Source organism: Leclercia sp. W6 (assembly GCF_003336345.1).
Lineage (GTDB): Bacteria > Pseudomonadota > Gammaproteobacteria > Enterobacterales > Enterobacteriaceae > Enterobacter.
This window is the reverse complement of sequence record NZ_CP031104.1, coordinates 378648-391888: the sequence shown is the minus strand read 5'-3', so window position 1 is coordinate 391888 and position 13241 is coordinate 378648. Positions and strand designations below refer to the sequence as shown.

Annotated in this window: 7 protein-coding genes; 3 read left to right on the top strand and 4 right to left on the bottom strand. The window is 54.0% G+C overall.

Features of this window, described 5'->3' with window-relative positions; all coding sequences use genetic code 11:
• Positions 1–28 precede the first annotated feature (28 nt).
• Positions 29–1084 carry an FAD:protein FMN transferase ApbE gene (apbE, locus tag DVA43_RS01930; RefSeq protein ID WP_103825111.1) on the bottom strand — a complete coding sequence of 352 codons (1056 nt, stop codon included), beginning with the start codon at positions 1082–1084 and terminating at the stop codon, positions 29–31.
• 119 nt (positions 1085–1203) lie between these two features.
• Positions 1204–2310, bottom strand: a complete 1107-nt coding sequence (locus DVA43_RS01925; protein WP_103825112.1) for a porin OmpC — start codon at positions 2308–2310, stop codon at positions 1204–1206.
• A gap of 738 nt (positions 2311–3048) precedes the next feature.
• Here DVA43_RS01925 and rcsD point away from each other — a divergent pair.
• Positions 3049–5721, top strand: a complete 2673-nt coding sequence (gene rcsD / locus DVA43_RS01915) for a phosphotransferase RcsD (protein ID WP_114314400.1) — start codon at positions 3049–3051, stop codon at positions 5719–5721.
• Between the two features lie 16 nt (positions 5722–5737).
• Positions 5738–6388: a response regulator transcription factor RcsB gene (gene rcsB / locus DVA43_RS01910; protein WP_032612710.1), complete on the top strand. Its 651-nt coding sequence runs from the start codon at positions 5738–5740 to the stop codon at positions 6386–6388.
• A 108-nt stretch (positions 6389–6496) separates the two neighbouring features.
• On the opposite strand, the gene rcsC is transcribed toward rcsB, so the two are convergent.
• Together rcsC and gyrA are read right to left on the bottom strand one after the other, a co-directional pair.
• Entirely contained in the window at positions 6497–9343 is a 2847-nt protein-coding gene (gene rcsC, locus DVA43_RS01905; protein WP_114314399.1) for a two-component system sensor histidine kinase RcsC, read from the bottom strand.
• 143 nt (positions 9344–9486) lie between these two features.
• Positions 9487–12123, bottom strand: a complete 2637-nt coding sequence (gyrA, locus tag DVA43_RS01900) for a DNA topoisomerase (ATP-hydrolyzing) subunit A (protein WP_114314398.1) — start codon at positions 12121–12123, stop codon at positions 9487–9489.
• A 132-nt stretch (positions 12124–12255) separates the two neighbouring features.
• On the opposite strand from gyrA, the gene ubiG reads away from it, so the two are divergent.
• Positions 12256–12990 carry a bifunctional 2-polyprenyl-6-hydroxyphenol methylase/3-demethylubiquinol 3-O-methyltransferase UbiG gene (gene ubiG, locus DVA43_RS01895; protein WP_114314397.1) on the top strand — a complete coding sequence of 245 codons (735 nt, stop codon included), beginning with the start codon at positions 12256–12258 and terminating at the stop codon, positions 12988–12990.
• Positions 12991–13241: the final 251 nt, after the last annotated feature.

The following is a 13241-nucleotide window of genomic DNA, read 5'->3' as shown; positions in this document are numbered from 1 at the left end:
AGCCGAGAAAAACCCGCAACCTTGCTTTTTAATTCTTCCCGTTAACGAGGAAACTGGCGAACTGCGGGGACATCCAGGTTTTGAAGCCCTCCCCCTCGCGGGTGATCATATAGACAGCCAGCCCTTGCTGACGCACAACCTCTTTGGCTTTTTCCGTCCCCAGCACCATCAGGCCGGTATCCCAGGCATCGGCCTCCAGGGCCGTCGGGGAGATCACCGTCACCGACACCAGGTTGTGGGTAATCGGACGACCGGTCTGTGGATCGATTACGTGCGAAATGCGTTTTCCGTCCAGCTCATAATAGTTGCGGTAGCTGCCGGAGGTGCTGATACCGTGGCCATTGATATCGAGAATGGCCTGCACGGCGTTTTGCTCATCGGTCGGCTTCTGGATCGCCACGCGCCAGGGCTTATCGCTGGCGTTCATGCCCCGGCTGACCAGCGCCCCGCCTACCGATACCAGATAGCGCGAGATCCCCTCTTCGGCCATTAGCCGGGCCAGGTGATCGGCGGCGTAACCTTCGCCCACCGTTGAGAGATCGACAAACAGATCGGGAATATCTTTTTGCAGATACTGCTGGCCGGACTGATTAATCACGGACAGATGCTGCAGCCCCGTTTTCGCCCGGGCATCGTCAATTTGCGCCTGATCGGGGGTTTTCACCGGCTGCTTATTCGGGCCAAAGCCCCACAGGTTAACCAGTGGGCCGACGGTAATGTCCATCGCGCCGTTCGTTTTGTAGCCCACCCGCAGCGATTCGGTGACAATGTCAGCCATCGCTTCGCTCACCGGCCAGGGTGAGGTACTCTTCGACTGATTAAAGCGCATCAGCGCGGAGTCGTTTTTATAAGTAGACATTAGCTGGTCATCGCCGTCCAGCTGAGCCTGGATCTTCCCGCGCAGCTCTTCAGCCCGGGCAGCGGAGAGATCGATGGCGCTGACGCGCCAGAAGGTACCCATCGTTTTCCCTTCCAGCACCGTCGCGGCGGCGGTTTCGCTCTTTGCAGAGGGAGCAGGTGCGTCACACGCAGCCAGCATAAACAGTGTCGCCAACAAGCCGACACGCAAAAAAGTAATTTCCATTCGTTATTATCCTCAAGCCTGAGACCGGCAAGAGTACACCAAAAAACAGGCTTTGTAAGGGCCTGATGGTAAAACAAAAAAAGGGGCCTTTTGGCCCCTTTCGCAATAGTACGTAAGACTTAGAACTGGTAAACCAGACCCAGTGCTACGATGTCATCGGTGCTGATGCCAGCCTGACGGGTGAAGGAGTTATTATCCAGCAGGTTGATTTTGTAATCCACGTAGGTGGACATGTTTTTGTTGAAGTAGTAAGTCGTGCCAACATCAACATATTTCAGCAGATCCTGGTCGCCGTAGTTATCAATGTCCTTACCTTTAGACTGCAGGTAAGCCACGGATGGACGCAGACCGAAGTCGAACTGGTACTGTGCAACCACTTCGAAGTTCTGTGCTTTGTTAGCGAAGCCGTAAATGTCGCTGCCGTTCTGAGAGTTGCCGAAACGGGTGGCGTTGTAGGTCTGGGAGTACTGCGCTGCCAGGTACAGGTTGTTCGCGTCATATTTCAGGCCGCCGCTGTACACTTCAGCACGGTCGCCGTCGCCGTAAACGCCTGCAGCGTTCTGGTCTGCGGTACGTTTAGAAGAGGCTGCTGCCGCACCTACGCTGAAGCCTTCGCCCAGATCGTAAGTCAGAGAGCCGCCGAAGCCGTCGCCGTTCTGTTTCAGCAGGCTACGACCGGTGTCGTTTTCGCCGCTGACGCTGCCGTTTTTACCCTGGTACTGCAGAGCAAAGTTCAGGCCGTCAACCAGACCGAAGAAGTCCTGGTTACGGTAGGTTGCAACGCCGTTAGCACGGGATTGCAGGAAGTTGTCGGAACCGTAGGTGTCGCCGCCGAATTCTGGCAGAACGTCGGTCCAGGAGGTGACGTCGTAGATTACGCCGTAGTTACGACCGTAGTCGAAAGAACCTGCTTCAGCGAACTTCAGACCTGCGAAGGCCACACGCGTCCAGGACTGGTTGTCGCTCTCGGTGGTGTTGCCCTGAATCTGGTATTCCCACTGACCGTAGCCAGTGATCTGATCGTTAACCTGAGTTTCGCCTTTGAAGCCGAGACGCATGTAAGTCTGATCGCCATCAGCGCCGTCGTCATCAGAGAAATAGTGCAGACCGTCTACTTTACCGTAGAGATCTAATTTGTTGCCGTCTTTGTTATAAATTTCAGCCGCATTCGCTGCGCCTGCTACCAGCAGTGCTGGCACCAGGAGGGACAGTACTTTAACTTTCATTATTTTAACCCTCTGTTATATGTCTTTTATTACCACTGCTTACTGATTAACCCTCTTAACCAGTCGGCAAGTTCATTCTCCTCAAAAATACAGAATAATCCAATAAGAATATGATACGAAAACTTTTAAGATGTTTCATATTGCCGTATAGATGTTTCAAATTGTAAATTTCAGGGAACTTTTTGTCCGCACATTTAGTTAAAAAATAGCGCACTAAAAATCAAATTTTAAAAACTTATCATAAATATCAACAACTTACACAAAAATAAATTATAGCACTGATTGACAAAACAAAAACCGCAGCGGCTACTAAAATATCTCTCGCTATCATCATTAACTTTATTTATTACCGTCATTCAAATTTGAATGTCTGTTTATCCAGAATTGAACCGAATGCAATGCATTCGGTTTTTTTTACTCATCTTTACGCAATTTTATATAATTTGTGCCACCCACCTGTAACTATAACGACTATTAATTAAATCTTCGCTTGCTATTTTTAGGCTCATAAATTGCGTGATGAATTTAATTTCTTGTTTATTCGTGCTATTTTTTCCAACTATTGTGAGTTATTTGTACAATTTTTACCTGGGCGTACAGATTTAAGACAATCCTTTTTCGTCCTGCAACGACGTGAAAAAGTCAGCCTCACCCGTGGCGTGAGGCTGGAAATTCGATTATTACGCTTTATACTGCCCTACTCGCCTGAAGCGCAGCCATAACGGGTTAAACACATCAATGAGTCAGTCTGAAACCACAGCCGCGAACAAGTTCTCCCTGCTTCCGGGCAGCGTTACTCGTTTCTTTCTTCTATTGATCGTTGTGCTGTTAGTGACCATGGGCGTAATGGTGCAAAGCGCCGTGAACACCTGGCTCAAAGACCGCAGCTATCAGATTGTCGATATCAGCCACGCGCTGCATCAGCGCATCGATACCTGGCGCTACGCCACCTGGCAGATTTACGACAATATCGCGGCAACCCCTACCACTTCCTCTGCTGAAGGTTTGCAGGAGACGCGCCTGAAGCAGGACGTTTACTATCTTGAGAAAACGCGACGCAAAACCGAAGCCCTGATTTTTGGTTCCCACGACAGCGCTACGCTGGAGATGACCCAGCGCATGTCGACCTATCTGGATACGCTGTGGGGCGCGGAGACCGTTCCCTGGTCGATGTACTATCTCAACGGTCAGGACAACAGCATGATCCTGATCTCCACCCTGCCACTTAAAGATCTCTCCTCCGGGTTCAAAGAGTCTACGGTGGGTAATATTGTCGATTCCCGTCGCGCGGAGATGCTGCAGCAGGCTAACGCCCTGGATGAGCGCGAAAGTTTCTCCTCCCTGCGCCGACTGGCCTGGCAAAATGGCCACTACTTCACCCTGCGTACAACATTCAATCAGCCAGGCCATCTGGCCACGGTGGTAGCCTTCGATCTGCCCATCAACGATCTGATCCCGCCGGATATGCCGCTGGAAAGCTTCCGCCTGGAGCAGGACAACGGAGTGCAAAACCTGCGCGCGCCGACGGATAAAGAGAGCCCTGACAGCGTCTCTATCACCTTTAATGGTTCGAAAATCGAAATTGCTTCCACCCTGAACACCACCGGCATGCGTCTGGTCTGGCAGGTGCCTTTCGGTACGCTGCTGCTGGATACGCTGCAAAACATCCTGTTGCCCCTGCTGCTTAATATTGGTCTGCTGGCGCTGGCGCTGTTCGGTTACAGTACCTTCCGTTCGCAACCAGGTCGCCAGAGCGATGTTCCTGTGGCAGCCGGTACCAACAACGAGCTGCGTGTCCTGCGCGCCCTCAATGAAGAGATTGTTTCTGTGCTGCCGCTCGGCCTGCTGGTCCATGACCAGGAGGCTAACCGTACGGTGATCAGCAACAAAATTGCCGACCATCTGCTGCCCCACCTGAATCTGCAAAACATCACCAGCATGGCGGATCAGCACCAGGGGGTGATTCAGGCCACGATTAATAATGAGCTGTACGAGATCCGCCAGTTCCGCAGCCAGGTGGCATCGCGCACGCAGATTTTCATTATTCGCGATCAGGATCGCGAGGTGCTGGTCAATAAAAAGCTAAAACAGGCGCAAAGGCTGTATGAGAAAAACCAGCAGGGCCGCGCGGCGTTTATGCAAAATATCGGCGAAGCGTTCAAGCTGCCGCTGAAGGCGCTTGCCAGCGAAGCCGCCCATTTATCCACCCCGGAGAGCATGCAGCTTTCCGCTCATGCCGATACGCTGGTACGGCTGGTGGATGAGATCCAGCTTGCCAACATGCTGGAAAATGACACCTGGAAGAGCACGGCCTCGCTGTTTTCCATTCAGGATCTGATTGATGAAGTGGTGCCGGAAGTGCTGCCGGTCATCAAGCGTAAAGGGCTGCAGCTGCTGATTAACAACCCGCTGCGCGCGAACGATGAGCGTCATGGCGACCGTGACGCCCTGCGCCGCATTCTTTTGATGCTGATCCAGTACGCAGTCACCACCACCCAGATCGGCAAAATTACCCTTGAAGTGAGCAGCGATGAATCGGCTGAAGACCGTCTCACCTTCCGCATTCTGGATACCGGCGAAGGGGTTACCGCCAGCGAAATTGATAATCTGCACTTCCCGTTCCTTAACGAGACTCAGGGTGACAACTATGGCAAAGCCAATGCCCTCACCTTCTGGCTCTGCGATCAGCTGGCGCGTAAGCTTGGCGGCCATCTGAATATCAAAGCGCGTGAATCGCTGGGCACCCGCTACTCTCTGCACGTCAAAATGGCGGCAAGTCCGCAGGACGCGGAGGAGGATGAACGCCTGCTGGATGATGTGGTAATAATGGTGGACGTGACCTCAAACGAGATCCGCAATATTGTGGTTCGTCAGCTGGAAAACTGGGGGGCAACCTGTATATCCCCTGACGAACGGCTGGCAAGTCAAGAATATGATCTCTTTTTAACAGATAATCCGTCTAATCTTACTGCCTCGGGCTTGCTTTTAAGCGATGATGAGCCAGGCGTGCGGAAAATTGGCCCCGGCCAGGTGCGCGTCAACTTTAATATGAGCAATGCTATGCATGAAGCTGTACTACAACTAATAGAAGAGCAACTGGCGCAGGAAACGATCCCGGAATCCCCACTGGGCGGCAATGAAAATGCTGAACTTCATGCCAGCGGATATTATTCGCTCTTTGTAGACACAGTTCCAGATGATGTTAAGAGGTTGTATACTGAATCGGCCGTGAACGACTTCGCGGCGCTGGCTCAGACAGCACACCGGCTCAAAGGGGTGTTTGCCATGCTTAATCTGGTTCCAGGCAAGCAATTATGTGAAACGCTGGAACATCTTATTCGTGAGAAAGATGCCGCCAGCATAGAAAAATACATCAGCGACATTGACGCCTACGTCAAAAGCTTGCTGTAGCAAGGTAGCCCTATACATGAACAATATGAACGTAATTATTGCCGATGACCATCCGATTGTACTGTTCGGTATTCGCAAATCACTTGAACAGATCGAGTGGGTGAATGTAGTCGGTGAATTTGAAGATTCCACAGCACTGATTAATAACCTGCCAAAGCTTGATGCGCACGTGCTCATCACCGACCTTTCCATGCCTGGAGATAAGTACGGTGACGGGATTACGCTGATCAAATACATCAAGCGCCATTTCCCAAGCATTTCGATCATCGTGCTGACCATGAACAATAACCCAGCGATTTTGAGCGCGGTTCTGGATCTCGATATCGAAGGCATCGTCCTGAAACAGGGCGCGCCGACCGATCTGCCGAAAGCGCTGGCCGCGCTGCAGAAAGGGAAAAAATTCACGCCGGAAAGCGTCTCTCGCCTGCTGGAAAAAATCAGCGCTGGCGGTTACGGTGACAAACGCCTGTCGCCAAAAGAGAGTGAAGTCCTGCGTCTGTTTGCCGAAGGTTTCCTGGTGACCGAAATTGCCAAGAAGCTGAACCGCAGCATCAAGACCATCAGTAGCCAGAAAAAATCGGCGATGATGAAGCTGGGCGTGGAGAACGACATCGCCCTGCTGAACTACCTCTCCTCCGTGACCCTGAGTCCTGCAGATAAAGAGTAATTCCGTGAAATGCCGGGTGGCGCTTCGCTTACCCGGCCTACAATGCCCGTAGGCCCGCGCAAGCGAAGCGCCGCCGGGCAATAAAAAAGCCCATTTCTGGGCTTTTTTTTATCCCCGCGCTCTTCTCACCCGCTCCGCATATACCGACAGCGTCTGTTTCAGGACATCCAGCGTCACCGGCTTGGAAAGACAGCTATCCATCCCCGATTCCAGACAGCGCTGCTTCTCTTCAGCCAGCGCGTTAGCGGTGACGCCCACCACCGGCAGCGTCAGACCGAGCTGACGGATGCGCTGAGTCAGGCGATAGCCATCCATATTCGGCATGTTCACATCACTCAGGACAATGTCGATGTGGTTTTTGCTCAGCACATTGAGGGCATCCACGCCGTCATTCGCCGTTTTGCACTGATAGCCCAGCGAGCCGAGCTGATCGGCCAGCAGGCGACGGTTAATCGGATGGTCGTCCACCACCAGAATCATCATGTCCTCATTCAATGACTGCTCGGATTCCGGCGACGGCAGCGACGTTGTCCCGTCCGCGCTGTCCATTTCCACACGATAGATACGCGCCAGCAGCGTAATCAGCTCGTGCGGCGAGGCTACGCTGTTCACCCACTCGCCGTGCGCACGCTCCAGGGCGATACCGATATGGCGCCGGCAGAAGATCACCGCCGCTTTACCCTGCCACGGCTTCGTCAGCTCATCGTCAGTGAGAAGCATATCTTCCGCGTCCGGGGTTTGTCCGGCGTAGCGCGCCACCCGGATGCCGTATGAGGTCAGCAGGGATTCCAGGTAGGCATACAGCGAGGCATTATTGACCGCCAGCCAGCAGCGTTTATCGCTTAATCCCTCAATCAGCATGTTAGCCGGTGACTGCGCCGCATAAAGTGGAATACGGATAGTAAACTGACTGCCCATGCCCGGTTCGGTATCCACCGAGATATCGCCGTCCATCATGCTGATCAGTTTTTCACAGATCGCCAGCCCCAGCCCGGTGCCCTGGAAGTTACGCTGAACCCCCGTCCCCACCTGGAAGAACGGGTCGAAAAGTTTGACCACCTCTTTGGCCGGGATCCCTACCCCGGTGTCGCGCACGCGAATGCTCAGGTAGTCCCCCGCTTTGGCGACATGCATTACAATGCAACCCATGTCAGTGAACTTAATGGCGTTGCTGAGCAGGTTGGAGATCACCTGCTGCAGGCGCATCGGATCGCCCTGCAGCGTTAGCGGCACGTCCGGCTCAATAAAGCAGTACAGCCCCAGTTGCTTACGCACCACCAGCGGCAGGTAGTTGGCGCTGATATGGTTCATCACCTCGCGCGGCGAGAATTCGCGCGGTTCAATTTTCAGCTGCTCGGACTCAATTTTAGAGAAGTCGAGAATGTCGCTGATGATTTTCAGCAGCAGGCTGGAGGAGTTGTTCATCGCCGTCACCAGACGGTCAACGCCGCGCGGCAGCTCTTTGGTCTGCAGCAGATCGAGGTTACCGATAATCCCGTAGAGCGGAGTACGCAGTTCGTGACTGACGGTGGCAAGGAACATCGATTTCGACTGGCTGGCCTGTTCGGCGGACTGGGCCATGTCCTGCAAAGACTCTTCCATTTTGACGCGCGCGGAAACATCCACCAGCACGCAGATCGCCACGTTCTCATTGCGATAGCGCGAATGAACAAAGCTTATCTGCAGGTTAGTGTTGTTACTGGTCAGGACATCGACGAAGTTGACCTGCTGCCCACAGATAATCTGCGTCAGCCGCTGTCGGTCCTCATGGGTGAGCATATTGAGATAGTTATGCGCCAGCTCGTTACTGAGGATGTTGGTCCCGTCAAGGGTGCGTAAAATACAGATCCCCACCGGCGCAGAAGCAACAATCTTGCGGTTAAACTGCTCATGCTCTTCAAGACGCTGGGCATCGTTCTCCGCCGGAATAAAGATTTTACGCTCGTACATCCGCGCGAGGGTAAACAGCGCAATCCCCACCAGCACGTTTAGCAGTACCGAGTTGAGGATCAGTATCCGAATACGCTCCAGCACCATATCCACTGGTACGGAGTAAACAATGCTCAGCGACGAAGGCGGCAGGCTTTTTTTCAACACCAGGTCACGAAAACCGGCGCTGTAGCCAAACCATGAGCGCTCCTGCATCCAGCGAGGATCAACCTTCAGCCGCGATTCCGGCCCGGCCAGTGAAATGAGAGAGTGACCGTTTTCATCGAGAATGGTCACGCCCATCGGCAGATTACCCGGGGTGAAAAAGTTCTCCATGCGGATAGTCTGCTCAATACCGAGCATCGCCTGCAGACGGTTGCCCAGATAGACCGGCGTCAGGGCATAGAAGTAGCCTACTCCTGAACGCGGACCCTGGCTTATCCAGAACAGATTATTACCGCGCTCATCCTGCGGCGCGTTACGGTATTTGATGATCCGCTCGTGCAGGCTTTTCAGTGCGCTGTCGCGGTCCACCGGCACATCGCGCAGGCCAAAATCGGCCATACAGAGATTTTCGCTGCCAATCAGGAAAACGCGGTTCAGGTCATAGGCTGCCGAGAAGTTATCGCGCCAGTAGCGCATAAACCAGGCCAGCGACTCCAGCGAGCCCCGCCACGCTGAGCCCATCGCCGAGCAGTCAGAGTCGGGGAAAAGCGGTTCAAAGTTGGGGACATCCGCCTTACTGTCGCGCCCGCGAATAGCCAGAACACCATTCTCCGCCGTCAGACGGTTTTCGGCGATATATTTGAGCTCCTTCATGACGTCCGCGGTGCGCTGAATATAGCGCTGGGACTGATCGAAGCTGAGGCTAAACTCCTGACGGATCTCCGCCTCCTTCTGGTGCAGCGCATTGACGATGTAAAACACCGAAAATAGTGCGATAAGCACCCAAATCAGGAGCGCCAGCGCCCGAAAAAGATAGCGAGAAACTTTCAGCGTGGTTCGAAAGGAGACGAGGTATTTCAAGGGGGCGAGGCTCCGCCGTCAGGTTCACAAGGAATGGGTTAAGGTAGCGGTAAATCGCCGCCGTCGCAACGTTCGGTTGTCTGCAATTCAGCGCCGCGACAAAAGAAAAGGGCCGGAAACCGGCCCTTTGTCATCAGAAGAGATTACTCTTCGGCATCATCTGCCGCATCATCGTCGATTTCCGCTTCCGGCGCGATTTCATCGTCACCTTCTGCCACGCTACCGTCGATAGAGTCGAGCTCTTCGTCATCCACTGGCTCAGCAACACGCTGCAGACCCACCACGTTTTCATCTTCCGCGGTACGGATGAGGATCACGCCCTGGGTGTTACGGCCCACCACGCTGATTTCCGACACGCGGGTACGCACCAGCGTACCGGCATCGGTGATCATCATGATCTGGTCGGTATCATCGACCTGTACTGCGCCAACAACGGAGCCGTTGCGCTCGGTCACTTTGATCGAGATAACGCCCTGGGTGCCACGGGACTTGGTTGGATATTCATCCTGGGCAGTACGCTTACCGTAACCATTCTGGGTGACGGTGAGGATTGCGCCTTCGCCACGTGGAACAATCAGGGAGACCACGCTGTCTTCGCCCGCCAGTTTGATCCCGCGGACACCGGTCGCCGTACGGCCCATGGCGCGCACCGCGTTCTCTTTGAAGCGCACCACTTTACCGGCGGCAGAGAAGAGCATCACCTCATCGGAGCCGGAGGTCAGATCCACGCCAATCAGTTCATCGCCTTCGTTCAGGTTGACGGCGATAATGCCGGCAGAACGTGGGCGGCTGAACTCGGTCAGGGCGGTTTTCTTCACCGTACCGCTGGCGGTCGCCATAAAGACGTTCACCCCTTCAGCGTATTCGCGAACCGGCAGGATCGCCGTAATACGTTCGTTTTGTTCCAGCGGCAGCAGGTTGACGATTGGACGTCCACGGGCACCACGGCTCGCTTCCGGCAGTTGATAAACCTTCATCCAGTACAGACGGCCCCGGCTGGAGAAGCAGAGGATGGTGTCGTGGGTGTTGGCCACCAGCAGGCGGTCGATAAAGTCTTCTTCTTTAATACGTGCCGCTGACTTGCCCTTACCGCCACGACGCTGTGCTTCATAGTCGGTTAACGGCTGGTACTTCACGTAGCCCTGGTGAGACAGGGTAACCACAACGTCTTCCTGGTTGATCAGGTCTTCGATGTTGATATCTGCGGAGTTGGCGGTGATTTCCGTGCGACGCTCATCGCCGAACTGATCGCGGACCAGCTCCAGCTCTTCGCGGATCACTTCCATCAGACGATCGGCGCTGCCGAGGATATGCAGCAGCTCAGCGATCTGCTCCAGCAGCTCTTTGTACTCGTCGAGCAGTTTTTCATGCTCAAGGCCAGTCAGTTTCTGCAGACGCAGATCCAGAATCGCCTGGGCCTGCTGTTCGGTCAGCCAGTATTTGCCCTCGCGAATACCGTACTGCGGCTCCAGCCACTCAGGACGCGCGGCATCGTCACCGGCACGTTCCAGCATCGCCGAAACGTTGCCCAGATCCCACGGCTGGGCGATCAGGCCCGCTTTCGCTTCGGCAGGGGTTGGCGCACGACGGATCAGCTCGATGATCGGATCGATGTTTGCCAGGGCTACCGCCAGCGCTTCAAGGATGTGCGCACGATCGCGGGCTTTACGCAGTTCGAAAATAGTCCGGCGGGTCACCACTTCACGGCGGTGACGCACAAACGCGCTCAGAATATCTTTCAGGTTCATGATCTTCGGCTGACCATGGTGCAGTGCCACCATGTTAATACCGAAGGAGACCTGAAGCTGCGTCAGGGAGTAGAGGTTGTTAAGTACTACTTCCCCTACCGCATCGCGTTTGATTTCAATCACGATACGCATGCCGTCTTTGTCAGACTCATCACGCAGCGCGCTGATACCTTCAATACGTTTCTCTTTAACCAGCTCGGCAATCTTCTCGATCAGGCGCGCTTTGTTCACCTGATACGGAATTTCGTGGACGATAATGGTCTCACGGCCAGATTTGGCATCCGCTTCCACTTCGGCGCGGGCACGAATATAGATCTTGCCGCGACCGGTACGGTAGGCCTCTTCGATACCGCGACGGCCATTAATAATCGCTGCGGTCGGGAAGTCCGGGCCCGGGATGTGTTCCATCAGCCCTTCAATGCTGATCTCTTCATCGTCGATATAGGCCAGGCAGCCGTTAATCACTTCGGTGATGTTGTGCGGCGGAATGTTGGTCGCCATACCTACGGCGATACCGGACGAACCGTTTACCAGCAGGTTAGGGATCTTCGTCGGCATAACGTCAGGAATTTTTTCCGTGCCGTCATAGTTGTCGACAAAATCTACCGTCTCTTTTTCCAGATCGGCCATCAGCTCATGGGCAATCTTCGCCAGGCGGATTTCCGTATAACGCATTGCCGCAGCGGAGTCGCCGTCGATAGAACCGAAGTTACCCTGACCATCAACCAGCATGTAACGCAGCGAGAACGGCTGCGCCATACGGACGATGGTGTCGTACACCGCGGAGTCACCATGAGGATGGTATTTACCGATTACGTCACCAACGACACGGGCAGATTTTTTGTAGGCTTTATTCCAGTCATTGCCCAATACGTTCATGGCGTATAGTACGCGACGGTGTACCGGCTTAAGTCCATCGCGGACATCCGGCAGCGCACGGCCAACAATGACCGACATCGCATAATCCAGATAGGAGCTCTTCAGCTCTTCCTCGATGTTAACCGGTGTAATTTCTCTCGCAAGGTCGCTCATCTAACCGCTATCCCTCTACTGTATCCCGGATTCAAAGGTCGGAAATTATAACACACCCGCTTAGGTTTAAACTAATTTGCTTTGTTATCCTGATATACTTCCTCGTCTTTAAATTACGGAGTAAAAGCGTCCATGAATGCGGAAAAATCCCCGATGGCTGACAACGTCGACCACGAAGAGATCGCCAAATTTGAAGCCGTGGCCTCGCGCTGGTGGGATCTTGAAGGTGAGTTCAAACCGCTGCACCGCATTAACCCCCTGCGCCTGGGCTATATCGCGGAGCGTTCCGGCGGCCTGTTCGGTAAAAAGGTGCTTGATGTGGGGTGCGGCGGCGGCATCCTGGCCGAGAGCATGGCGCGCGAAGGCGCCACGGTGACCGGGCTGGATATGGGCTTCGAGCCGCTACAGGTGGCGCGTCTGCACGCGCTGGAGAGCGGTGTCCAGGTGGAGTACGTGCAGGAAACGGTTGAAGCCCACGCGGCGGAGCACGCCCACCAGTACGATGTTGTCACCTGCATGGAGATGCTGGAGCATGTTCCCGATCCGCAATCGGTGGTGAAAGCCTGTGCCGCGCTGGTGAAGCCGGGCGGTCAGGTGTTCTTCTCTACCATCAACCGCAACGGCAAGGCCTGGCTGATGGCGGTGGTCGGCGCGGAGTATGTGCTGCGGATGGTGCCAAAAGGCACGCACGATGTGAAAAAATTCATCAAGCCGGCGGAATTACTGAGCTGGGTCGACGGCACCAGCCTGAAAGAGCAGCATATGACCGGCCTGCACTACAATCCCCTGACCGACAAATTCAAACTGGCGCCAGGCGTGGACGTTAACTACATGCTCCATACCACCGCCAAAAATGAGCAAGAGTAATTACTCTTTTTCTGACGAATGCGCAGCAGTTTGTTGCGCATTTTTGACCACCCGTTGAAGAAATCAGCAGTCGATCAAATTTTCATTTTTTTTTCTGGAATATTGACATGTCGTCCAGGCCTTACGGTACGAGGACTTACGCTTTTTTACGCTTTGACAACCTCAATTTAACCTCAAAATCAACTCTTGTACTCAAAAGAATCCTTACTAGAATACTCACCATCTTGCGTTATGCTTAATGCGAAACCCCT